This window comes from Pseudomonas sp. BJP69 (assembly GCF_007633355.1).
GTDB lineage: Bacteria > Pseudomonadota > Gammaproteobacteria > Pseudomonadales > Pseudomonadaceae > Aquipseudomonas > Aquipseudomonas juntendi.
The window spans coordinates 412,639-436,953 of record NZ_CP041933.1 but is presented as its reverse complement, the minus strand read 5'-3'; the positions used below and the strand labels follow the sequence as shown (position 1 = coordinate 436,953).

General features: G+C 62.2%; 18 protein-coding genes and 1 tRNA gene. 15 read left to right on the top strand and 4 right to left on the bottom strand.

Annotated features, from left to right (window positions below; genetic code table 11):
* Positions 1-149 precede the first annotated feature (149 nt).
* From FPB55_RS01990 to FPB55_RS01980, 3 genes are read left to right on the top strand one after another with little or no spacing between them, the layout of a single operon-like run.
* Positions 150-1,424, top strand: a complete 1,275-nt coding sequence (locus tag FPB55_RS01990; protein ID WP_009685232.1) for a YeaH/YhbH family protein — start codon at positions 150-152, stop codon at positions 1,422-1,424.
* Positions 1,421-2,989 carry a SpoVR family protein gene (locus FPB55_RS01985; RefSeq protein ID WP_009685231.1) on the top strand — a complete coding sequence of 523 codons (1,569 nt, stop codon included), beginning with the start codon at positions 1,421-1,423 and terminating at the stop codon, positions 2,987-2,989. Before FPB55_RS01990 ends, FPB55_RS01985 begins: the two co-directional genes overlap by 4 nt.
* Positions 2,990-3,044: 55 nt before the next feature.
* Positions 3,045-4,151: a multifunctional CCA tRNA nucleotidyl transferase/2'3'-cyclic phosphodiesterase/2'nucleotidase/phosphatase gene (locus FPB55_RS01980; protein ID WP_144187448.1), complete on the top strand. Its 1,107-nt coding sequence runs from the start codon at positions 3,045-3,047 to the stop codon at positions 4,149-4,151.
* Between the two features lie 612 nt (positions 4,152-4,763).
* Here FPB55_RS01980 and folK read toward each other — a convergent pair.
* On the bottom strand, positions 4,764-5,273 hold the full coding sequence (gene folK, locus FPB55_RS01975; RefSeq protein WP_115293298.1) for a 2-amino-4-hydroxy-6-hydroxymethyldihydropteridine diphosphokinase: 510 nt from the start codon (positions 5,271-5,273) through the stop codon (positions 4,764-4,766).
* The gene (gene folB, locus FPB55_RS01970) at positions 5,264-5,620 is read right to left on the bottom strand and encodes a dihydroneopterin aldolase (RefSeq protein ID WP_009682799.1); all 357 of its coding nucleotides are present in this window, start codon (positions 5,618-5,620) and stop codon (positions 5,264-5,266) included. The genes folK and folB overlap by 10 nt, the downstream gene beginning before the upstream one ends.
* Positions 5,621-5,694: 74 nt before the next feature.
* Between folB and plsY the strand changes: the two genes are divergently transcribed.
* Positions 5,695-6,264 carry a glycerol-3-phosphate 1-O-acyltransferase PlsY gene (gene plsY / locus FPB55_RS01965; RefSeq protein ID WP_009682800.1) on the top strand — a complete coding sequence of 190 codons (570 nt, stop codon included), beginning with the start codon at positions 5,695-5,697 and terminating at the stop codon, positions 6,262-6,264.
* A gap of 16 nt (positions 6,265-6,280) precedes the next feature.
* Here plsY and tsaD read toward each other — a convergent pair whose 3' ends face one another.
* Positions 6,281-7,306, bottom strand: a complete 1,026-nt coding sequence (gene tsaD, locus FPB55_RS01960) for a tRNA (adenosine(37)-N6)-threonylcarbamoyltransferase complex transferase subunit TsaD (protein WP_054904252.1) — start codon at positions 7,304-7,306, stop codon at positions 6,281-6,283.
* A gap of 204 nt (positions 7,307-7,510) precedes the next feature.
* On the opposite strand from tsaD, the gene rpsU reads away from it, so the two are divergent.
* The 7 genes from rpsU to FPB55_RS01920 all read left to right on the top strand — a co-directional run bounded on the left by rpsU (position 7,511) and on the right by FPB55_RS01920 (position 18,177).
* Positions 7,511-7,726 carry a 30S ribosomal protein S21 gene (gene rpsU, locus FPB55_RS01955; protein WP_003255575.1) on the top strand — a complete coding sequence of 72 codons (216 nt, stop codon included), beginning with the start codon at positions 7,511-7,513 and terminating at the stop codon, positions 7,724-7,726.
* Between the two features lie 302 nt (positions 7,727-8,028).
* Positions 8,029-10,008: a DNA primase gene (gene dnaG / locus FPB55_RS01950; RefSeq protein WP_115293297.1), complete on the top strand. Its 1,980-nt coding sequence runs from the start codon at positions 8,029-8,031 to the stop codon at positions 10,006-10,008.
* Positions 10,009-10,075: 67 nt separating this feature from the next.
* Complete coding sequence (rpoD, locus tag FPB55_RS01945) at positions 10,076-11,926, top strand: RNA polymerase sigma factor RpoD (RefSeq protein WP_009682803.1); 1,851 nt, start codon at positions 10,076-10,078, stop codon at positions 11,924-11,926.
* Between the two features lie 296 nt (positions 11,927-12,222).
* Positions 12,223-15,966, top strand: a complete 3,744-nt coding sequence (locus FPB55_RS01940) for a bifunctional diguanylate cyclase/phosphodiesterase (protein WP_029887894.1) — start codon at positions 12,223-12,225, stop codon at positions 15,964-15,966.
* A gap of 16 nt (positions 15,967-15,982) precedes the next feature.
* A tRNA-Ile gene (locus FPB55_RS01935) sits at positions 15,983-16,059 on the top strand.
* Between the two features lie 256 nt (positions 16,060-16,315).
* Positions 16,316-17,437: a Fic family protein gene (locus FPB55_RS01930; protein WP_009682805.1), complete on the top strand. Its 1,122-nt coding sequence runs from the start codon at positions 16,316-16,318 to the stop codon at positions 17,435-17,437.
* Between the two features lie 278 nt (positions 17,438-17,715).
* Positions 17,716-18,177: an Lrp/AsnC family transcriptional regulator gene (locus tag FPB55_RS01920; RefSeq protein WP_029887892.1), complete on the top strand. Its 462-nt coding sequence runs from the start codon at positions 17,716-17,718 to the stop codon at positions 18,175-18,177.
* A gap of 12 nt (positions 18,178-18,189) precedes the next feature.
* On the opposite strand, the gene FPB55_RS01915 is transcribed toward FPB55_RS01920, so the two are convergent.
* The gene (locus tag FPB55_RS01915; RefSeq protein ID WP_029887891.1) at positions 18,190-18,480 is read right to left on the bottom strand and encodes a hypothetical protein; all 291 of its coding nucleotides are present in this window, start codon (positions 18,478-18,480) and stop codon (positions 18,190-18,192) included.
* Positions 18,481-19,109: 629 nt separating this feature from the next.
* Between FPB55_RS01915 and FPB55_RS01910 the strand changes: the two genes are divergently transcribed.
* From FPB55_RS01910 to pqqA, 4 genes are all read left to right on the top strand, one after another.
* The gene (locus FPB55_RS01910) at positions 19,110-20,792 is read left to right on the top strand and encodes an NAD(P)/FAD-dependent oxidoreductase (protein WP_144187446.1); all 1,683 of its coding nucleotides are present in this window, start codon (positions 19,110-19,112) and stop codon (positions 20,790-20,792) included.
* Positions 20,793-20,807: 15 nt separating this feature from the next.
* Complete coding sequence (locus tag FPB55_RS01905; RefSeq protein WP_115293295.1) at positions 20,808-21,602, top strand: carbon-nitrogen hydrolase family protein; 795 nt, start codon at positions 20,808-20,810, stop codon at positions 21,600-21,602.
* A gap of 132 nt (positions 21,603-21,734) precedes the next feature.
* Positions 21,735-24,035 (top strand): pyrroloquinoline quinone biosynthesis protein PqqF, encoded by a 2,301-nt coding sequence (gene pqqF, locus FPB55_RS01900; protein WP_144187444.1) that lies wholly within the window; start codon positions 21,735-21,737, stop codon positions 24,033-24,035.
* A 158-nt stretch (positions 24,036-24,193) separates the two neighbouring features.
* On the top strand, positions 24,194-24,265 hold the full coding sequence (gene pqqA, locus FPB55_RS01895) for a pyrroloquinoline quinone precursor peptide PqqA (protein ID WP_003243383.1): 72 nt from the start codon (positions 24,194-24,196) through the stop codon (positions 24,263-24,265).
* Positions 24,266-24,315: the final 50 nt, after the last annotated feature.

Below are 24,315 nucleotides of genomic sequence, written 5' to 3'. Positions count from 1 at the left end.
ACAAGCTGCAAGCCACAAGCTGGCTGGCGCCGGCGCATGCCAGGCGCCAGCATCTGCGGCAGCGATGGCTGCTTTTACTTGCAGCTTGAAGCTTACCGCTTGGCGTCCAGGGCTTGTGGCTTGCAGCTGCTCCAGCTACCGGAGGGACCATGAGCTACGTTATAGACCGCCGCCTGAACGGCAAGAACAAGAGCACGGTCAACCGCCAGCGCTTCCTGCGGCGGTACCGCGAACACATCAAGAAGGCCGTCGAAGAGGCGGTGAGCCGCCGCTCCATCATGGACATGGAACACGGCGAGCAGATCAGCATTCCCGGGCGTGATATCGACGAACCGGTGCTGCACCATGGCCGCGGGGGCAAACAGACCATCGTGCACCCCGGCAACAAGGAGTTCACTGCCGGTGAACACATACCCAGGCCGCAAGGCGGCGGCGGGGGTGGCGGCGGCCGTGGCAAGGCCGGCAACTCCGGCGAAGGCATGGACGAATTCGTCTTCCAGATCACCCAGGAAGAGTTCCTCGAATTCATGTTCGAAGACCTCGAATTGCCCAACCTGGTCAAACGCCACCTGACCGGTGCCGACACCTTCAAAACTGTGCGCGCCGGTATCGCCAACGAAGGCAACCCGTCGCGCATCAACATCGTGCGCACCCTGCGCTCGGCCCACGCCCGACGTATCGCCCTGACCGGCAGCAGCCGTGCCCTGCTGCGCGAAGCACAGAAAGAGCTGGCGCGCCTGCGCGCAGAGGAACCGGACAATTTCACCGATATCCAGGAAATCGAACAGGAAATCGAGCGCCTCAAGGCACGCATCAACCGCCTGCCGTTTCTCGACACCTTCGACCTCAAGTACAACCTGCTGGTCAAGCAACCCAACCCCAGCTCAAAGGCGGTGATGTTCTGCCTGATGGACGTGTCCGGTTCGATGACCCAGGCGACCAAAGACATCGCCAAGCGCTTCTTCATCCTGCTGTATCTGTTCCTCAAGCGTAATTACGACCGCATCGAAGTCGTGTTCATTCGCCACCACACCAGTGCCCGCGAAGTGGACGAGGAAGAATTTTTCTACTCGCGGGAAACCGGGGGCACCATCGTTTCCAGCGCACTCAAGCTAATGCAGGAGATCATGGCTGAACGCTACCCGGCCAGTGACTGGAACATCTATGCTGCCCAGGCGTCCGACGGCGACAACTGGAACGACGACTCGCCAATCTGCCGCGATATCCTGGCCAAGCAGATCATGCCGCACGTGCAGTACTACACTTACGTCGAAATCACCCCCCGTGAGCACCAGGCGCTGTGGTACGAATACGAACGCATCGGCGAGGCCTTCCCCGACACGTTTGCCCAACAGCAGCTGGTATCGGCCGGCGACATCTACCCGGTCTTCCGTGAACTCTTCCAGCGCAGGTTAGCCACATGACCGCCAGAGCACAGAGACGCCAACCCATTTCCACCGGGTCCGAATGGACGTTCGAACTGATCCAGACCTACGACCGGGAAATCAGCCGCCTGGCCGAGCGCTACGCCCTGGACACCTACCCCAACCAGATCGAGGTGATCACGGCCGAGCAGATGATGGACGCCTACGCTTCCGTCGGCATGCCGCTGGGCTATCACCACTGGTCCTACGGCAAGCAGTTCCTCAGCACGGAAAAGTCCTATAGCCGTGGCCAGATGGGCCTGGCCTACGAGATCGTGATCAACTCCGACCCCTGCATCGCTTACCTGATGGAAGAGAACACCATGTGCATGCAGGCACTGGTGATCGCCCATGCCTGCTATGGGCATAACAGCTTCTTCAAAGGCAACTACCTGTTCCGCACCTGGACGGATGCCAGCTCGATCATCGACTACCTGGTGTTCGCCAAGCAGTACATCGCGCAGTGCGAGGAACGCCACGGCATTGACGCCGTGGAAGACCTGATCGACTCCTGCCATGCCCTGATGAACTACGGCGTAGACCGCTACAAGCGGCCCTACCCTATTTCCGCCGAAGAGGAGCGGCGCCGGCAACAGGAGCGGGAGGAACACCTGCAGCGGCAGATCAACGACCTGTGGCGGACCATCCCGAAAAGCGCCGACAAGGGCAATGACCGCGATGAAGGGCGCTTCCCCGCCGAGCCGCAGGAAAACATCCTGTATTTCATCGAAAAGAACGCCCCGCTGCTGGAACCCTGGCAACGGGAAGTGGTGCGCATCGTGCGCAAGATAGCCCAGTATTTCTACCCGCAGCGCCAGACCCAGGTGATGAACGAAGGCTGGGCAACCTTCTGGCACTACACCCTGATGAACGACTTGTACGACGAGGGGCTGATAACCGAAGGCTTCATGATGGAGTTCCTGCAGTCGCATACCAGTGTGGTGTTCCAGCCTGGTTTCGACAGCCCGTACTACAGCGGCATCAACCCTTACGCGCTGGGCTTTGCGATGTACACCGACATCCGCCGCATGTGCGAGAACCCAACCGAAGAGGATCGCCACTGGTTCCCCGACATTGCCGGCAGTGATTGGCTTTCTACCATCAAGTTCGCCATGAGCAGCTTCAAGGACGAGAGTTTCATCCTGCAATACCTGTCGCCCAAGGTAATGCGCGACCTCAAGCTGTTCAGCATTCTCGATGATGACCAACGGGACGATCTGCTGGTACCGGCCATTCACGACGAGTCGGGTTACCGGCTCATTCGCGAGCAACTGGCAGCCCAGTACAACCTGGGCAACCGTGAGCCGAACGTGCAGATCTGGAGTGTCGACCGCCGTGGGGACCGCTCCCTCACCCTGCGTCACCAGCAGCACAACCGCAAACCGCTCGGCGACTCGACCGACGAAGTCCTCAAGCACCTGCATCGGCTGTGGGGCTTCGATATCCACCTGGAGACCGTGCAAGGCGAGCAGGTGGTCAAGACCCACCACATGCCGCCACGCGGCGAGCACGGCGACGGCGGCGAATACGGCCGCATGGACCTGGCGGTGATTCACCATCTCTGAAGCCACGCCATGACTGCCGGCGGGTTATGCTGTCGGCAGTTATGGAGAGTTGCTCATGCACATTTACAAGGTTGGCGGTGCCGTACGTGACCGCCTGCTCGGCCGACCGGTCAGCGATATCGACTGGCTGGTGGTCGGTGCCAGCGTCGAGGAAATGCTGGCCAAGGGTTACCGCCCGGTCGGCGCCGACTTCCCGGTATTCCTGCACCCGAAAACCGGCGAGGAATACGCCCTGGCCCGTACCGAACGCAAAAGCGGGCGCGGCTACGGTGGCTTCACCTTCCATGCCAGCCCCGACGTAACCCTGGAAGAAGACCTGATCCGCCGCGACCTGACCATCAATGCCATGGCCGAGGATGAGGCCGGGCAGGTTCATGACCCTTACCAGGGCGCGCGGGATCTGGACCAACGCCTGTTACGCCACGTTTCCCCAGCGTTCGCTGAAGACCCCCTGCGTGTGCTGCGGGTGGCGCGCTTTGCTGCGCGCTATGCACCCTTGGGCTTTCGGGTGGCCGATGAAACCTTGGAGCTGATGCGCCAGATCAGTGCCTCGGGCGAATTGCAGGCATTGACTGCAGAGCGCAGCTGGAAGGAGATCGAGCGCGCGCTGATGGAGGCGCAGCCGCAGGTGTTCTTCCAGGTCCTGCATGCGTGCGCCGCCCTCCGGGAACTGTTGCCTGAGCTTGATAGCGCTCCCCAAGCCCTGGCTGCGCTGGAACAAGCAGCTGCGCATCACAAGCCCCTGCACGTGCGCTGGGCCTGCCTGTTGCACCAGTTGCCCCCCGCCTCGATCAAGACCGTCAACCAACGCCTCAAGGCGCCGCGGGAATGCCAGGAGCTGGCCCTGCTGACGGGGGAGTGCCTGGTGCAGGCTGATCAGGCGCTGCAGCTGCCTGCCATGTCACTGCTGGCGCTGTTGCAGAAGTTCGATGTGTACCGGCGCCCGCAGCGGTTTGAGGATTTCCTGGCTGCCTGCGAGATGGTGGCCCTGGGGAATTGCAAAGCGGGTTATCCACAGGGCGAGTACTTGCGTGGCGCTGCGGCAGCGGCGCGGGCGGTGGATGTGAACCCGCTTGTGCAGGCAGGGCTGACTGGCCAGGCACTGGGCGAAGCGCTCAAAGCGCAGCGGCTGAAAGCGCTTGAGGCTTACCGGCACTGCTAGTGCTACCGGCCCTTTCGCGGCTAAAGCCGCTCCCACAGGTAGTGCGCCAACGTGAAGGCAACACAGCCCCTGTGGGAGATTCTATGGTTTCTGGCAAGGGTAGCCGCAGCACCTTCCGCGCCTGTGAGATCGAGCGCCGCCCGCGCGGCGCATCGCGAGCTGCGCTCGCTCCTACGTTTGTTTCGGGCCAGTAACCCCTGTGCCAGATGCGCGCGGCCGCCTTGTTCGTACGACGCGATTTTGAGGCATGCGCCAAGGCGTTCGCGCGCAAATCCCACAGGAATAATTGGCCCGAAACAAACGTAGGAGCGAGCGCAGCTCGCGATGCGCCGCGCGGGCGGCGCTCGCTCTAACAGGCGCTGCATACCTTGTGGCAAACACCTGTCAGCCCTGATGCGATCCCCGTGGGAGCTGGCTTGCCCGCGAAGCAGGCGACGCTGTGCCTGGCACCGGCTCCGCCGGTGTTCGCGGGCATGCCCGCTCCCACAGGGTGGGCCTGCGCTGGCTTGAAGTTGCCGCCGGACTTGCAGGAGCAACTGTCTTTCTCAAAATTTGAAGCCTGCGCGATTCACCTGTGGGAGCGGGCAAGCCCGCGAAAAGGCCGGAACAGGCTTACGCCGGCGTCAACTGCAACCCACGCCACTCAAAGGCCACCGGGGCCAGCACTTGGTCAATCTGCGCGTCCTGCCACAACTGCCCCATGGTCTTGCCCGCCCCCGGATGCACCAGTTCCGGCGCCAACAGCGACAGCGGCCATAACACGAAGGCGTTCTTCAAGATCTCTGCCCGGGGCAGTACCAGCCCATCGAAGTTGCCATGCAGGTCGTCATACATCAGCACGTCGATATCCAGCGGCAACCCTTTGCGGTCAGGCGCATAACGGCCATTGTCGGCCTCGATGAACTTCAGCCGGCGGTCCAGTTCGATCAACGGCAGCGCGGTTTGCCCGCTGACCACGAAATTGATGAATGGCCCGCTCTTGATCCCCACCGCCTTGCTCTCGAAAGCCGGAGAGCAGCGCATGTCGGTGAGAATCGCGGCCAATGCATCAAGCCCGGCACACAAATGCGCCTCACGGTCGACATTGCTGCCAAGGCCCAGGTAAACCGTGCTCAGAGACATCCGCGCTCGATCTCCACGCCAACACCGCCACGGGCCGCCGGCACCGCGCCAGGCTTGGTCAGCTTCAACCGCACCCACGGGATGTGGAACTCTTCCATCAAGGCAGCCACCAGGCGCTCGGCAAAAGTTTCCACCAGCTCGAAACGGGCCTGCTCGGCGAATGCCTGGATACGCGCCGAAACGCTGGCGTAATCCAGGGCCAGGTTCAGATCGTCGCCGGCCGCCGCGGGGCGGTTGTCCCAGGCAAAGCTCAAGTCCAGGCGTAAGCACTGGCGAATATCCCGCTCCCAGTCATAGGCACCGATAACGGTATCGACTTCCAGGCCTTCGATGAACACTCTGTCCAAGCACTTCTCTCCACAGCACGACAAGGGCGACTGGCGCCGTTAGAATCAGGGCGTCCTCGCCCGGAATAGTTAGCATGTTTTGGTTACTGGCGTTGCTCGCCTACCTGCTCGGCTCGCTGTCCTTCGCCATTGTTCTCAGCCGCCTCTCAGGCAGCCCGGACCCGCGTTCCAGTGGCTCAGGCAATGCCGGCGCTACCAATATGCTACGCCTGGCAGGCCGTAAAATGGCGATCCTGACCCTGCTTGGCGACCTGTGCAAGGGCCTGCTGCCAGTATTGCTCGCCCGCCTCGCCGGACTGGACCTGCAAGAACAGGCCTGGGTAGGCGTGTATGCAGTGCTGGGCCACCTGTTTCCAGTGTACTTCCGCTTCCAGGGTGGCAAGGGCGTGGCGACGGCGGCCGGCATGCTCATGGGCCTGTATTTCCCCGCCGCGCTGCTGGCGGTTGGCGCCTGGCTGCTGATTTTCTACCTCACCCGTACCAGCTCGCTGGCCGCGCTGATCGCCACCCCGCTGACCTTGCCATTGCTGGCCTGGCGCGAGCCGGAAGCCCTGCTGCCGATCACCGTGCTCACCGCCTTGATCGTCTGGAGCCACCGCAGCAACCTGCGCGATCTGTTTGCCGGGCGCGAACGCCACTTCTGAACCTTGCCGCCCACCGTTACAGCGGTGGCAATTGCTCCATCGGCCAGCGTGCCTGCACGCTGATCCCCAGGCCCTGCTGCTGCCCGGCCAGCAGCCGCTGGCAGCCGGCATAGGCGATCATCGCGCCGTTGTCGGTGCAGAACTGCGGCCGCGCGTAATACACGTTGCCCTTCATGCCGGCCAGCATCTCTTCCAGCGAGGCGCGCAAGGCCTTGTTGGCACTTACGCCACCGGCGATGACCAGGCGCTTGAGGCCCGTCTGCTTGAGGGCCCGCTTGCACTTGATGGTCAAAGTCTCTACCACGGCCTGCTGGAATGCCAGCGACACGTCGCAACGGGTTTGCTCGCCGTCGTCGCCAGCATTCTTGCACTGCTGCCAGGTGTTCAGGGCGAACGTCTTCAGGCCACTGAAGCTGAATTCCAGGCCAGGGCGATCGGTCATCGGCCTGGGGAACACAAAGCGCCCCGGCACGCCCTGCTCGGCCAGGCGCGCGATTTCCGGGCCACCCGGGTAATTCAGGCCAATCAGCTTGGCGGTCTTGTCGAAAGCTTCGCCAGCGGCATCGTCCAGGCTCTCGCCTAGCAGCTCGTATCGGCCGATGCCATCCACACGAACCAGCTGGGTATGGCCGCCGGACACCAACAAAGCGACGAACGGAAACTCGGGCGGGTTTTCTTCCAGCATGGGCGCCAGCAGGTGGCCTTCCATGTGGTGTACGCCAATTGCCGGAATGTCCCAGGCAAATGCCAGGGCCTGGGCGCACGACGCCCCCACCAGCAAGGCCCCGACCAGGCCGGGGCCGGCGGTATAGGCGATGGCGTCGATTTCGGTGGCGACACAGCCCGCCTCGTCCAGCACCTGGCGGATGAGGGGCAGCATGCGCTTGACGTGGTCACGCGAGGCAAGCTCGGGCACCACACCGCCAAACACGCGGTGCAGGTCGATCTGGCTGAACAGCGCGTCGGCCAACAAACCGCGTTCGCTGTCGTATAATGCGACGCCAGTTTCGTCGCAGGATGTTTCCAATCCCAGTACTAGCATGGGCTCGTCCCTTGTGGGGGCTGAATTCGAAGCCGCGCATGATAGTCCCCGTGCCGAGTGCCGACCAGCGGTTTTCGATCAGAGGCTTTGCATTCCGGCTTGCTAAGGGTTAACATCCGCAACCCTTGAAAACCGACGTTCTCCAGCACACCTTTGTTTTGCCAGGAGCACGTCTACCCCGGTAATGAATTAAGGTAGCCCTGGATGCCAGCCGTCAAAGTTAAAGAGAACGAACCCTTCGACGTAGCTCTGCGTCGTTTCAAGCGCTCCTGCGAAAAAGCCGGTGTACTGGCTGAAGTTCGTAGCCGCGAGTTTTACGAGAAGCCGACCGCAGAGCGTAAGCGCAAAGCAGCTGCTGCTGTTAAGCGTCACGCCAAGAAAGTTCAGCGCGAACAGCGCCGCGCCGTTCGCCTGTACTAATACAGGCGTTCAACGCAAAGCTTCTGCCCTGCCCGGCTAACGCCGGGCGATGGCAGTGGTCGTTTTACACTTGGGCAGCCAGCCCAAGGCCCCGCACAAGCTTCACGCGAACTGCATACGGGCAACCTGCCTGAAACGTCAGAGCTGGTCTTCGCTGCTCCATGACCAGACGTGCACGTCAGACTGACGGGCCCCTAGTGGCCGGCGGCGAGCACACATTTCCTCGCACCATATCAAGCGGCACCCGCCCCATTCGGCGCGCGAGCGATTAGACTTGCCAGTTGCCAGATGACGAGACTGCCATGGCCGGGCTGATTCCCCAGAGCTTTATTGACGACCTGATCAACCGCCTCGACATCGTCGATGTGGTGAGTTCGCGCGTCCAGCTGAAAAAAACCGGCAAGAACTACTCCGCCTGCTGCCCGTTCCACAAGGAAAAAACCCCTTCCTTTACGGTCAGCCCCGACAAGCAGTTCTACTACTGCTTCGGCTGCGGCGCCGGTGGCAACGCCCTGGGCTTTGTCATGGACCACGACAACCTGGATTTCCCCCAGGCCGTCGAGGAGCTGGCCCGCGCCGCCGGCATGGAAGTGCCCCGCGAACAAGGGCGCCGTGACAACAAGCCACGCCAGCCCACCGATTCGCCACTATACCCGCTGCTGGATGCAGCCTCCGAGTTCTACCGCCAGGCGTTGCGCAGCCACCCGACCCGCAAGGCGGCGGTGGACTACCTCAAAGGCCGTGGCCTGTCCGGGGAAATTGCCCGCGATTTCTGCCTGGGCTTCGCCCCGCCCGGCTGGGACAACCTGCTCAAGCACCTGGGCGCCGATGCCCTGCAGCAGAAGGTGATGATCGATGCCGGCCTGCTGATCGAGAACGCCGAAAGCGGCAAGCGCTACGATCGCTTCCGCGACCGGGTAATGTTCCCCATCCGTGACAGCCGCGGGCGCATCATCGCCTTTGGTGGCCGGGTGCTCGGCGACGACAAACCCAAGTACCTGAACTCCCCGGAAACTCCGGTATTCCATAAGGGCCAGGAACTGTACGGGTTGTACGAGGCGCGCAAGCACAACCGCAACCTCGACGAAATCATCGTTGTCGAGGGCTACATGGATGTCATCGCCCTCGCCCAGCAAGGCTTGCGCAATGCCGTGGCCACCCTTGGCACGGCCACCAGCGAAGAACACCTCAAGCGCCTGTTCCGCGTGGTGCCCAGCGTGCTGTTCTGCTTCGACGGCGACCAGGCCGGGCGCAAAGCGGCATGGCGCGCGCTGGAATCGGCGCTGCCCAACCTGCAGGACGGCCGTCGGGCGCGCTTCCTGTTCCTGCCTGAAGGCGAAGACCCAGACAGCCTGGTACGCGCCGAAGGCACCGACGCCTTCATGGCCCGCATCAACCAGCACGCCCAGCCGCTGGCCGACTACTTCTTCGAGCAACTGGGCGTCGAAGCCGACCCGCGCTCGCTGGAAGGCAAGGCCCACATGGCGACCCTGGCCGCACCGTTGATCGAAAAGATTCCCGGCGCCAACCTGCGCCAGCTGATGCGCAACCGCCTGAGAGAAATCACCGGCCTCGACCCTCAACAGGTCGAGCAACTGGCCCAGCAGGCACCCGCGCCCAGCAGCATGCCGGACTACGACCCTGGCTACGATTACGACGCCATGGCCAGCTACACCCCCGACTATGGTGACATGCCGCAGTTCGAGCCGGCGCCGTTCCAGCAGGAGCAGGCCTGGAAGCCCAACAAGGGCGGCGGCAAGAAGCCGTGGGGCGACAAACCATGGGACAAGAACCGCAAGGGCGGGAAAAACTGGCAGCGCGATGAAGCGCCGCCACGGGTGCCGGCGCCGGTCGAACCCCCTACCCTGGCGGCCCTGCGCACCTTGCTGCACCACCCGCTGCTGGCGGGCAAGGTGGAAGATGCCAGCCACTTCGCCGACGAAGAGCACCTGTACAGCCAGCTGCTGGTGGCATTGATCGAAGCCGCACAGAAAAATCCTGGGCTAAGCTCAATGCAGCTGATTGCACGCTGGCATGGCACCGAACAGGGCCGCCTGCTGCGGGCCTTGGCAGAAAAGGAATGGCTGATCGTGGCCGACAACCTTGAACAACAGTTTTTCGACACCATTACTAGCTTGTCCGCCCGCCAACGCGAGCGCAGCCTGGAACAACTGCTCAGGAAATCACGTCAAAGCGAATTGACCAGCGAGGAAAAAACCCAGCTCCTCGCCTTGCTGAGCCGGAATGTTCCCGCACAAACGCCGACCTCATCTGGCGCGTGAGGCCCATGCTCGGGTATAATCCTCGGCTTGTTTTTTGCCCGCCAAGACCTTCAGTGGATAGGGTGTTATGTCCGGAAAAGCGCAACAGCAGTCTCGTATCAAAGAGTTGATCACCCGCGGTCGTGAGCAGGGCTACCTGACTTACGCGGAGGTCAACGACCACCTGCCTGAGGATATTTCAGATCCGGAACAGGTGGAAGACATCATCCGCATGATCAACGACATGGGGATCAACGTATTCGAGAGTGCTCCGGATGCGGATGCCCTTCTGTTGGCGGAAGCCGACACCGACGAAGCCGCGGCCGAAGAAGCCGCTGCTGCGTTGGCGGCAGTTGAAACCGATATCGGCCGCACGACCGACCCGGTGCGCATGTACATGCGCGAAATGGGTACGGTCGAGCTGCTGACCCGCGAAGGCGAGATCGAAATCGCCAAGCGTATCGAGGAAGGCATTCGTGAAGTCATGGGCGCCATCGCCCACTTCCCGGGCACTGTCGATTACATTCTCGGCGAATATGACCGTGTCACCGCCGAAGGTGGCCGCCTGTCCGATGTTCTCAGCGGTTACATCGACCCTGACGACAATATCGCAGCGCCCACCGACGAGGTGCCGGTCATCGGCGCCAAGGCCCCAGCGGCCAAGGAAGAGTCGGACGAGGAAGACGAAGAAAGCGAAGGCAGTGACGACGAAGAAGAGACCGAAAGCGGTCCCGACCCCGTTGTCGCCGCACAGCGTTTCGGTGCGGTCAACGACCAGCTTCAGGTCACCAACAAGGTTCTGAAGAAACACGGTCGCAACCACAAGGAAAGCATCGAGGCCCTGCAGGCCCTGGCTGACCTGTTCATGCCGATCAAACTGGTACCGAAGCAGTTCGAGGTACTGGTCGAGCGCGTGCGTGACGCCTTGAGCCGTCTGCGCCAGCAAGAACGCGCCATCATGCAGCTGTGCGTGCGTGACGCCCGCATGCCGCGTGCCGACTTCCTGCGCATGTTCCCAAGCAACGAAACCGACCAGACCTGGAGCGGTGACCTGGCCAAGCGCAACACCAAATGGGCTGCTGCCCTGGGTGAAAAGGACGCCGCCATCGTCGCTTGCCAGCAAAAGCTGATCGACCTTGAGACCGAAACCGGCCTGACCGTTGCCGAGATCAAGGAAATCAACCGTCGCATGTCGATCGGTGAAGCCAAGGCCCGCCGTGCCAAGAAAGAAATGGTCGAGGCAAACCTGCGTCTGGTTATCTCCATCGCCAAGAAGTACACCAACCGTGGCCTGCAGTTCCTCGACCTGATCCAGGAAGGCAACATCGGCTTGATGAAGGCGGTAGACAAGTTCGAATACCGTCGTGGTTACAAGTTCTCGACCTACGCCACCTGGTGGATTCGCCAGGCAATCACCCGTTCGATCGCTGACCAGGCTCGCACCATTCGTATTCCGGTGCACATGATCGAGACGATCAACAAGCTCAACCGTATTTCCCGGCAGATGCTGCAGGAAATGGGCCGCGAACCGACCCCGGAAGAGCTGGGTGAGCGCATGGAAATGCCTGAGGACAAGATCCGCAAGGTGTTGAAAATCGCCAAAGAGCCGATTTCCATGGAAACCCCGATCGGTGACGACGAAGACTCGCACCTGGGCGACTTCATCGAGGACTCGACCATGCAGTCCCCGATCGATGTAGCCACGGTCGAGAGCCTGAAAGAAGCCACCCGTGACGTGCTCTCGGGCCTGACCGCACGCGAAGCCAAGGTGCTGCGCATGCGTTTCGGTATCGACATGAACACCGACCATACCCTTGAAGAGGTAGGCAAGCAGTTTGACGTGACCCGTGAGCGGATCCGTCAGATCGAAGCCAAGGCGTTGCGCAAATTGCGCCACCCGACGCGCAGCGAGCACCTGCGCTCCTTCCTCGACGAGTGACGAACAAACCCCGGCCCAGGCCTAATGCCTGTTAGTTAAGCGTTACTGGGGCTGCTTTGCAGCCCTTCGCGGGCACGCCCGCTCCCACTCAAGTAATGCGCGATCCGCTGTGGGAGCGGGCGTGCCCGCGAAGGGTCGCAAAGCGACCCCAAATTTCTTAACTGACTCGCATTAAGCCCAGGCCGGGGTTTTTCTCAAGGCACTGTTGTATCTGACAAAAGGCCTCTTGTTCTTCCGCACACCAGCAGCAATGCCCGTCTACACTCGACTTCAGACCACCTGAAAGCGAGGCCGTCATGCCCCTGAAGCCGGCCATCCTGTTGCTGATCCTGATTGTCTGGAGCACAACGGCCGGCGCCCTTACCCTGACAGACGAGGAGCAAGCCTGGCTGGCTGCCCACCCGCAGCTGAGCCTGGGCGTAGATGCCTCCTGGCCGCCGTTCGAGTTTCGCGACCAGGAGGGCCGCTACCAGGGATTGGCCGCCGATTACATCGCCAAGATCCAGCAACGCCTGGGCGTGACACTGAAACCGGTCGAGCCCAGTAACTGGACCGAGGTATTGGCACAGGCACGCGAAAACCGAATCGACTTACTGCCCGGCATCATGTCGACGCCAGAACGCCAGGCCTACCTGTCCTTCACCCGGCCATACCTGGACTTTCCCATCGTGATCCTCGCCCACAAGGGCGGCGCTCAACCGCGCGACCTGAAAGACCTGTATGGGCTGAAAATTGCCGTGGTCGAAAATTATGCGCCACATGAGTTGCTGCGCACCCACCACCCAGACCTCAACCTGGTGGCACTGCCTAACGTCAGCTCGGCGCTGCAGGCCCTGGCCACCGACCAGGTGGATGCTGTGGTCGGGGACTTGGCATCGAGTATCTGGAGCCTGCGCCAGCTGAAGCTCGATGGCCTGTATGTCAGCGGTGAAACACCCTATCGCTATCAACTGGCCATGGCCGTGCCGCGCAACAATCCAGTCCTGGTCGGCATTCTCGACAAAGTGATGGCCGACATGAGCAGCGGCGAAATCAGCGAGATCCAGCAGCGCTGGGTGGGCAATGTCGTCGACCAGCGGATGTTCTGGTCCGACTTGCTGGTGTACGGCCTGCCAACCGTGCTGTTCCTGATGGGCGTACTGGCCATTGTCATCCGCATCAACCGCCGGCTCAGCTCGGAAATTTCCCGCCGCATTGCCCTGGAGCAGGAGCTGCGCAGCAGCGAATACCACTACCGTGGGCTGGTCGAAAGCCTGTCAGCCATTGCCTGGGAAGCCGACGCGAACGACTATACGTACAGCTATGTGTCACCCCACGCCGAGGGCCTGCTCGGCTACCCGCTGACCGACTGGCTGAAACCGGGCTTCTGGCGCAGCATACTCCACCCGGAAGATGCCCTGTGGGCCCAGGCATACTGCGACAGCGAAACCGCCGCTGGGCGCGACCACAGCCTCGACTACCGAGTCATCCGCGCCGACGGCCAAGCGCTTTGGGTACGCAACATCGTCAGCATGATCGAACATGGCCACCACCCCGTGATGCGCGGCCTGATGATCGACATCAGCGAAACCAAGCGCACCGAGGACGCCCTGCGGTTGTCCGAGCAAAAATTCGCCTCGGTGTTCCAGCAATGCCCCGACATCCTGCTTATCGCACGCCACAGCGATGGCTGCCTGCTGGAGGTGAACGAGGCGTTCGAGGAACAGATCGGCCTGGCGCCGGACCAGGTGATCGGCCGCACCGCTACCGAGCTCAACCTGTGGGGCGTAGAAGGCAGCGGACCACGGGTGCTGGAGCGCCTGCACCAAGGCGGTATCCGCAACCTGGAAATGACCTTCCGCCGCAGCAATGGCCAATTGTTTACCGGCCTGACCTCGGCGGAAACCTTCGAGCTCGACGGCACCCCCGCGTTGGTAGTGGCGGTACGCGACATCAGCCAGCTCAAGGAAACCCAGCAGCAACTGCAAACCTCTGAAGAAAAATTCGCCAAAGCCTTCCATGCCTCACCCGACGGGCTGCTGCTGTCACGCCAGAGTGACGGCTTGCTGCTGGAGGTGAACGAAGGCTTCTGCCGCCTGACCGGCTACGATCTGAACCCGACCATCGACCAGACGTCGCTGGACCTTGGCATCTGGGTGGACCTCAACGAGCGCAAACGCCTGGTCGACCAGTTGAACCGCGACGGCTTCGTGCGTGATTTCACTTGCCACATTCGCCGCAGCGACGGGCAGATCCGCTTGTGCGAACTCTCGGCAAGGCCACTGCCGATTGCCGGGATCGACTGCATGCTGACCATTGCCCGCGACATTACCGAACGCCACCTCATGCAGGAAAAACTGCAACTGGCCGCCACGGTATTCGAGAACACTGCCGAGGGCGTACTGATTACCGACATCGACCAGCGCATCAGTGCGGTCAACCGTGCGTTCAGCGAAATTACCGGCTACAGCGAAATCGAAGCCCTCGGCCAAACCCCGCGCCTGCTCGCCTCCGGCCAGCACGACAGTGCCTTCTACGCCGCCATGTGGCACCAGTTGACCGCTGAAGGCCACTGGCAAGGCGAGATCTTCAACAAACGCAAGAGCGGGGAGCTGTACCCCAGCTGGCTGACCATCAGCGCGGTGCGCAACACCGAGCGCGAAATCACCCATTTCGTCGCAGTGTTCGCTGATATTTCCAGCCTCAAGCATGCCCAGGCCAAACTCGACTACCAGGCCCACCACGACCCACTGACCGGCCTGCCCAACCGCGCCTTGTTCGAGAACCGCCTGCAGGCTGCACTGGCCTGTGCGCAGGTGTCCAACCGCCAGGGTGCGGTGCTGTTCCTTGACCTTGACCGCTTCAAGCACATCAACGACAGCCTCGGCCACCCGGTCGGCGACCTGCTGCTCAAAGGCATCGCCCAGCGCCTGAAAGAGCAGGTACGCGACGTCGACACCGTGGCCCGCCTGGGCGGCGACGAGTTCATCATCCTGCTGCCCGGCCTGCACAAGCCCAGCGACGCCAGCTCCATCGCCAACAAGCTGCTGGCTTGCTTCAACGCACCGTTCCAGGCTGGCGAACACGAGTTCTTCACCAGCGCCAGCATTGGCATCAGCCTGTACCCACAAGACGGCAGCGACGTCGCCACGCTGATCCGCAACGCCGATGCCGCCATGTACCGCTCCAAGGCCAAGGGCCGCAACCGCGTCGAAGCCTACACCCGCGACCTCACCGCCCAGGCCAGCGAACGCATTGCCCTGGAGCATGAACTGCGCCGCGCCGTGGAGCGCAATGAAATGAGCCTGTGCTTCCAGCCCAAGCTCAGCCTCAAGACCCAGAGCCTGGTCGGTGCCGAAGCGCTGATCCGCTGGAGCCACCCGACCTTCGGTGAGGTGCCGCCTGAGCACTTCATCCACCTGGCCGAAGAGAACGGCACCATCCTGCAGTTGGGTGACTGGGTACTGGAGCAGGCCTGCCGGCAGATGCATCGCTGGAAGCGGGACTATGAAGCGTTCGGGCCGCTTTCGATCAACCTGGCTGGCGCCCAATTGCGCCATCACGGCCTGGCCAAGCGCATCGAGCAATTACTCAAGACCTACGGCCTGAAGGCGGGCGACCTGCAGTTGGAAATTACCGAGAACTTCATCATGAGCCAGGCCGAAGAAGCCTTGGTCGTGCTCCACCAGCTGAAGAAACTGGGCGTGCAGTTGGCCATTGACGACTTCGGCACGGGCTATTCATCGCTGAGTTACCTCAAGCGCCTGCCGCTGGATATCCTCAAGATCGACAAGTCGTTCATCCGCGGCCTGCCTGACGACCCCCACGATGCAGCCATCGCCCGGGCGATCATCGCGCTGGGCCGCAGCATGCAATTGACCATCATTGCCGAAGGGGTGGAAAACCAGGCGCAGCAGCGTTTTCTGGCAGCGGAAGGCTGTGAGCAGATCCAGGGCTACATCGTCAGCCTGCCACTGCCGCCAGAGGAATTCGCTGCTTCGTTCCTTCGCATAGCACTATCGGATCTTTCAGATGGCACAGCTGCGAAACCCTCGTTATAATCCGGCCACTTACTGAGGGCCTATAGCTCAGTCGGTTAGAGCAGAGGACTCATAATCCTTTGGTCCACGGTTCGAGTCCGTGTGGGCCCACCAGCTACTGAAAAGCCGCGCACTGCGCGGCTTTATGCTTTCTAAGGTAGTGGTCTCGCTATTGGCTCCATGGCCAAAAGGTACAAAATCGGTACAGTACTGGTAAGCCAGTCTGCCTTTGGAGTCCTTTTCATATGGCAACAATGGTCAAAACCCCTTCCGGCACTTGGCAAGCCGAAGCCCCAAAACGGGCTGGGCATTATCGGCTCACTGAATGAGCCGAATAGGCTCGCTAATCGGCTCACAGATGAACGCTCCCATGAATGACCCGCGCTGGATCTGGCAGCAGCCCAACTGGCCGCACTTTAGCTGGCGAGGCGAAACGCTTGCCCAGCTGCTGCGCGCTTGCAATCACGCTCAGGGGCGTTTGCTCGGAATGCTCGGTGCGGTGGGCAGTGACACCGAAGTGCAGAGCAGCCTGGATGCCATGCTTCAAAACATCGTCACTTCTTCAGCCATCGAGGGTGAGCAACTGAATGTCGGTTCGGTGCGTTCATCACTGGCGCGGCGCTTGGGGCTGAGCGAAGAGGGTCGCACCACCTCACGTTCCGAAGGCCTGGCGGAACTGCTGCTCGATGCCACCTGCCTGTATCAACAAGCGCTAGACGAGCAGCGACTTTTCACCTGGCACCGTTGGCTATTCCCCACCGATGACCAACTGCTGGCTCGACCGCTACACATCGGCACACTGCGCGGCGAAGAGCCGATGCAGGTCGTTTCCGGTCGCATAGACCGCCCTACGGTACATTTCGAGGCCCCTCCCCGCGCGGGCCTGGAAGAGCAATTGGCGGGCTTTCTCGCCTGGTTCGAAAGCAGCCGAAGCGATGCCAGCCTTGACCCCTTTCTGCGCGCTGGCATCGCCCATTTCTGGTTCGTTACCCTGCACCCCTTCGATGACGGCAATGGTCGCCTAACCCGCGCCATCACCGATCTGGCCTTGGCCCAGGGCGAACATCAAGCCATCCGCTTCTATGCCCTGTCCGCAAGCATCCTTGATGACCGAGCAGGCTATTACCGCATGCTTGAAGCCAGCCAGAAAAGCACACTGGACATCACTGCTTGGCTGCAATGGTTTCTCACGACGTTGCTCAATAGCCTGGAGCAGGCTCTTGCTCGTATCGACCGAGTGCTGGTCAAGGCGCGCTTCTGGCAGGCGCACCGCAGCCAAACCCTATCGGCGGAGCAGGTCAAAGTGCTTAACCGCCTGCTTGATGGCGGCGAACGGGGTTTTGAAAACGGTATCAGCGCAGCCCAGTACCAAGCCGTGGCCAAGGTATCCAAAGCCACCGCGACCCGCCATCTGAGCGACCTGCTGGAAAAAGGCTGCATCGAGCGGCTGCCCGGTAGCGGGCGCAGCACCCGTTACCAGATAGCACGCTGAGCACGTGAGCCGACCCAGTCAGCCCCTGGTGCGTCGTCGCGCCATAGGATAATGGTTGCGATCCACTTGAGCGATAGAAAGCAATTACCCGTACACCACGACGCTTACCTTTGCCGTTTGCAGCCCAGCGAACCTTGCGGTGCCCGCCAGTGCCGGGGCCGCTTTGCGGCCCTTTCGCGACACAAGGCCGCTCCTACAGGGGCCGCGTCGCTAGCGGCTGGCCTTGCCCTGATCGGCATTGGCTGGCTAGGCTAGCGGGCCAACCGTAGAGACTCGCCATGTCGGATGCCCGCCTTATCACCCTGGATGAAATCGATCGCCAGCTGATCGCCCTGCTGCAGATCAACGCCCGTGAAAGCGTGGCCAACCTCGCTCGCCAGCTGGGTATCGCCCGTACCACGGTCAACTCGCGCCTGGAGCGGCTGGAGAAGACCAAGGTCATTGCCGGTTACGGTGTGCGCCTTGGGCAAAGTGTGATCGGTGGCGGGCTGCAAGCGTATGTGGGGATCAAGGTGCAACCGCGCTCCGGCAAGGACGTGGTGCGGCGTTTGAGTGCCATGGGGCAAGTGCAGCAGTTGTGCGCGGTAAGTGGCGAATTCGACTACGTGGCTTGGCTGCGCACGGACTCACCCGAGCAACTGGACCAGTTGCTTGACCAGATCGGCAGTGTCGACGGGGTGGAAAAAACCACCACGTCGATCATCCTCAGCAGCAAGGTGGACCGCGGTCAGCCGCTGTGAGCGGGCTGGCGGTCAGGCTTCCTGACCGTCGAGCAGGCCATCAAGGATGGCCGACAGGCTTTCGGCAGAATGCTGCATCGACCAGACAATGTCACGGCTGCGCTCGGGGGCGTGGTGTTGCGCGTAGTCAGAGGCAATCTGGTTGAGGCCACGGGCTAGCAGGCAGGCGTGGACCAAGGCGTCGGCGGCGTCGATGCCGGGGCGGATGGCGAAGAGCGGCGGGTGGCTGGCTTCGCAGTTGCAGAAGGGCTTTTCGGCGGTGGGTTTGAGTTTTTCGCGCTGGTCGGGTAAGCGATCGGTCATGGTATAGCCTCCACATCACAGGGGTGATTAGCGGCCATTCGCATCCTTCTCACGGGAATTGGGTGGCAGCCATGCACGAGGTGAGAACCGGCGAACTTGGAGGCGTGTACCCGGCCAGGCAAAGCCTGCCCGCGCACAGCTGCCATAGCAGTGCGCCTCCAGAAAGATCAGCGGGTTCTCACGCCCGATCACCGAATTTCGGCGATCGGGTGAAGTTAACGATGAAACGATTCCCGCGATGCCAGACAGAGGCTATAGCGGGTGTAGGGTAATTCTTTATCTCAAGGCATGGGTGTAGGACGTATCTGATCACTCAGATCGCAAATGCTACACAGCCCGTTGTAGGAGCGGCCTTGTGTCGCGAAAGGGGTGCGAAGCGCCCCCAGGATTTGTGCATACAGCAGATGTTGCTGGGGCCGCTTTGCGGCCCTTTCGCGACACAAGGCCGCTCCTACAACGGGCAAGTCTTCGTCATAATGTATTTTTTGAAATAGATTTCGACTCAGAAAACGACATTAAGACAACACTCTGCATCTTAATTACGAACCCCGCTGTCCCTAAAATGACCACCAGGCATCTCCTATACTCAGGCTCTGCTCCCCGCGCAGCCCCTCTGGCAAGGTCACTTCATGAACAAGAAAAACCGCCACCCCGCCGACGGCAAGAAGCCGATCACCATCTTTGGCCCGGACTTTCCCTTCGCTTTCGACGACTGGCTTGAACACCCGGCAGGCCTTGGCAGTATCCCGGCTGAACGCCACGGTGAAGAGGTGGCCATCGTAGGTGCGGGCATCGCCGGCCTGGTGGCGGCGTACGAACTGATGAAGCTGGGCCTCAAGCCGGTGGTCTACGAGGCCTCCAAGCTTGGCGGCCGGCTGCGCTCGCAAGCCTTCAACGGCACCGACGGGATCGTGGCCGAACTCGGCGGCATGCGCTTCCCGGTGTCGTCCACTGCCTTCTACCACTATGTGGACAAGCTAGGCCTGGAAACCAAGCCTTTCCCCAACCCGCTGACCCCGGCGTCGGGCAGTACGGTGATCGACCTGGAGGGCCAGACCTACTACGCCGAGAAGGCCGCCGACCTGCCGCAACTGTTCCATGAAGTGGCCGACGCCTGGGCCGATGCGCTGGAAAGCGGTGCCCAGTTCGCCGACATTCAGCAAGCCATCCGCGACCGTGATGTCACCCGCCTGAAGGCGCTGTGGAACAAGCTGGTACCGCTGTGGGACGACCGCACCTTCTATGACTTCGTCGCCACCTCGCGCTCGTTCGCCAAGCTGAGCTTCCAGCACCGCGAGGTGTTCGGCCAGGTCGGCTTCGGCACGGGCGGGTGGGACTCGGACTTCCCCAACTCGATGCTGGAAATTTTCCGCGTGGTCATGACCAACTGCGACGACCATCAGCACCTGGTAGTCGGCGGCGTTGAACAGGTGCCGCAAGGTATCTGGCGCCATGTACCGGAGCGCTGCGTGCACTGGCCACAGGGCACCAGCCTTAGCGCACTGCACGGCGGCGCGCCGCGTACCGGTGTAAAACGTATCGCCCGCGCAGCCGACGGGCGCCTGGCGGTTACCGACAACTGGGGTGACACCCGCCACTACAGTGCCGTGCTCACCACCTGCCAGACCTGGCTGCTGACCACGCAGATCGACTGCGAGGAATCGCTGTTCTCGCAAAAAATGTGGATGGCCCTGGACCGGACCCGCTACATGCAGTCCTCGAAGACCTTCGTCATGGTCGACCGGCCGTTCTGGAAGGACAAAGACCCGCAAACCGGCCGCGACCTGATGAGCATGACCCTCACCGACCGCCTCACCCGCGGCACTTACCTGTTCGATAACGGTGACCACAAACCGGGGGTCATCTGCCTGTCCTACGCGTGGATGAGCGATGCGCTGAAGATGCTGCCGCACCCGGTGGAAAAGCGCGTGCAACTGGCCCTGGATGCGCTGAAGAAGATCTACCCGAAAACCGACATTGCCGGGCACATCATCGGCGACCCGATCACCGTGTCCTGGGAAGCCGACCCGTACTTCCTCGGCGCCTTCAAGGGTGCATTGCCGGGCCACTACCGCTACAACCAGCGCATGTACGCGCACTTCATGCAGGAGGACATGCCCGCCGAACAGCGCGGCATGTTCATCGCCGGGGACGACGTGTCGTGGACACCTGCCTGGGTCGAGGGCGCGGTGCAGACTTCACTGAATGCGGTGTGGGGTATCATGAACCACTTTGGTGGCCGTACCCACCCCGACAACCCAGGCCCTGGCGACGTGTTCGACGAAATCGGCCCGATCGCCCTGGCCGACTGACACGCAGGAGGCAACATGCGCATTGCTCTGTTCCAGGGCCATCCCCAGCCGCTGGATGTACCCGGCAACCTGCAACGGCTGCGCCAGCAGGCGCAGCTGGCAGTTGAACGTGGCGCGCAGTTGCTGGTGTGCCCGGAAATGTTCCTCAGCGGCTACAACATCGGCCTGGCTCAGGTGGAGCACCTGGCCGAGGCGGCCGATGGTCCGGCGGCCATGGCGGTGGTGGAAATCGCCCAGGCGCACCGCATCGCCATTGTCTATGGCTACCCGGAGCGCGGCGAGGACGGGGCGATCTACAACAGCGTGCAGTTGATCGACGCCCATGGGCGCAGCCTGGGCAACTACCGCAAGACCCACTTGTTCGGCGAACTGGACCGTTCGATGTTCAGCCCCGGCCCCGATCACTTCCCGGTGGTACAGCTGGAGGGCTGGAAGGTCGGCCTGCTGATCTGCTACGACATCGAGTTCCCGGAGAACGCCCGGCGCCTGGCACTGGACGGCGCCGAGCTGATTCTGGTGCCAACGGCGAACATGGCGCCCTACGATTTCACCTGCCAGGTGACCGTGCGGGCGCGGGCGCAGGAGAACCAGTGTTATCTGGTGTATGCCAACTACTGCGGGGCAGAAGGGCAGATCCAGTATTGCGGGCAAAGCAGCATCATCGGCCCGGACGGCAGCCTGCTGGCGATGGCCGGGCACGATGAATGCCTGTTGCTGGCCGAACTTGAGCATGAGCGGGTGGTGCAGGGGCGCGCGGCCTTCCCCTACCTGAGCGATCTGCGCCAGGAGCTGCACTTGCGTCAAGGCTGACGGGGGCCGCTTTCACATCGACCGCGTGAACCTAAAGCCCTGTGCAGTACCTGTGGGAGCGGGCTCGCCCGCGAAGGGGCCGGGCCTGGGAACAAATGGGTTAGCATGGAAACCGAGCAACCGGAGCCCCCCATGCCTGACGCCACCCGCCACCTGACCCTCGCCAACGGCCTGCAGCTGACCCTGCGCCACGCCCCGCGCCTGAAGCGCTCGGCGGCCGCACTGCGGGTGCACGCGGGCAGCCACGATGCTCCCGCCAAATGGCCCGGCCTGGCGCACTTTCTCGAACACCTGTTCTTCCTCGGTACCTCCCGCTTTGCGCTGAACGATGGCTTGATGCGCTACGTGCAAACCCTCGGCGGCCAAGTCAACGCCAGCACCCGCGAACGTACTACCGACTTTTTCTTCGAAGTGCCACCCAGTGCTTTGACCGGCGGCCTTGAGCGCCTGTGCCAGATGCTTGCCGAACCCGACCTGGGCAGCGAGCGCCAGCGCCGCGAACGCGAGGTGATTCACGCCGAGTTCATCGCCTGGGCCCGCAACCCGCAGGCCCAGCAGCAGTTCGCCTTGCTGCAAGCGGCCGCGCCTGGCCATCCGCTGGGCGCATTCCATGCCGGCAACCGTTACACCCTGGCCCTGCAGGATCCGCGCTTCCAGCAAGCGCTCGGCGGTTTTCACCGGCGCTTCTACCAGGGCGGGCAGATCACCTTGAGCCTGTGCGGCCCACAACCGCTGGATGAGCTGGAGCGAATCGGCCGCCAACATGCCGGGCTTTTCGCTGTGGGGCAGCCTGTGGCTCAGGCGCAGCCACCCTGCCTGTCGGCAACGGCCGACCCGCTGGTGTTCACGCACCAGCAACTCCCAAACGGCGCCCAGCAGGCGCTGGAACTGCTGACCACCGGCCTTGAAGACAGCCGCCCCGGGACCTGGCTGGGCACCCTGCGTGAGCGTGGCTGGCTGCACAGTTTCAAAGCTGAAACACTATATGCATTCGCCGGTCAGTTGCTGTGGCACCTCGACCTCAAGCTCAGTGCCAACGCCTGCCCGGACGAAGCCCGCGACCTGCTGCACGGCTGGTTCAGTTTCATGCGCCAAGCCGACCGCCGTTCGCTGAACCAGCAGTTCGGTGCGTTGCAGCGCAGCCGCGCGCACAGCGCAAGCGCACTGGAGCTGGCCCGCCGGGACAGCGCAGGCCGGCCGTTCGCCCAACTGGATGCCCAAGGCCTGCACGCGCTGGATGCGCTGCTTGATGATTTGCCCTGCGCCGAGCGCGGCCATTGGCAATTGCCGCCAGCCGACCCGTTGCTCAGTGCCGAACTGCCCAATGCCAACCCGCAGCCGCTGCCGGCGGCGCTGACCATCAGTGGCCAGCTCCCGGCCTCGCGCCAGTACGCGGCGCTGTACCTGCGCTGGCAGGTGCCTTCGCCCTTGCCCCAGCCGCTGAAACGGGTGCTCGAACAGGCCCTGGCGCCGTTGCAGGAACGCTGTGAACGCGCCTCGGTGCAACTGCAATTCACCAGTGCCGGTGCTTACTGGCAGTTGCGCTGCGCCGGGCTGCCAGCAGCGGTGCTGCGCACAACACACCAGGCCTTGGGGTTGCTGCGCGAACCGCCTGCCAACTGCTGGCAAGCCAGCCCCGCGCAGCTCCCGGCATTGATACCCATCCGCCTGTTGCTGCAGCAACTGCCGGATGCGGTAGCCGGTGGCCTGCCTGAAACAACGCCGGATTGCTCGCTGGGGCAGCAGCACCTCGCAAGCCTATGGCAGCAATCGCAGTGGCAAGGCTTGGCCACGGGTTTCGACGCCAGGGCGCTGGGCGCACTGGGTGTTGCCTTGCAGCAGTGCCCCGGCCAAGGTGCGCGGCCTACGCCGGCACCCAGCTGGGCCAGCAAGCGCTGGTACCACGTTAGCGCCCCAGGCAGTGAACATGCCCTGTTGCTGTTTTGCCCACTGCCTGCGGCAGACGAAGCCCGCGGCCGCCTGCTCGCCCAATTACTGCAAGGCCCGGTGTACCAAAGGCTGCGGGTAGAACTGCAGCTGGGCTACGCGGTATTCAGTGCCTTTCGCCAGATCGAGGGCGTGGGTGGCCTGTTGTTCGGTGTGCAGTCTCCGCACACCGGTCAGGTTCAGGTCCTTGACCACCTGACGGCCCTGCTGCGCCAGGGCGTTACCCTTGACGCCGGGGTTCGCCAGGCCTTGGCCGAGCAATTTGCCGAGCCGGCCATGGCCAACGCGGAGGTCACCGAGTGGGCATGGCAGACACACCTGGCTACACAACCAGGCCAGCTCGATGGCCTGCGCAGGTCTATCCTGAACACGCGGCAGACGGATCTGGACCAGTTGCTCAGCAACCTGCTCGATACGGGGGCTGTCTGGCTTTGCCTGGCCAACGCTGCCGCGCCAGACACTTCCTGGCACGGCGAAAGCCCATGATTGTTACGCAAAGTGCAATGGCACTTTTCGAATAATTAACCTTTCGGTACAAATTTTTCTTGTAAGATAGCGCAATCCCAGTTCTGGGAACCTCCTGCGCATGGCGGTACCCAAGTAGTAGCTGAGCAAACCAAAACCCATCCGGAAGGAGTAACTCCATGTGGACCAAACCTGCTTACACTGATCTGCGTATCGGCTTCGAAGTCACCATGTACTTCGCTAACCGCTAAGCCCGGCTTACGGTTCCACGCCTCGGCCTGCCGGGGCGTTTTCGTTTTCA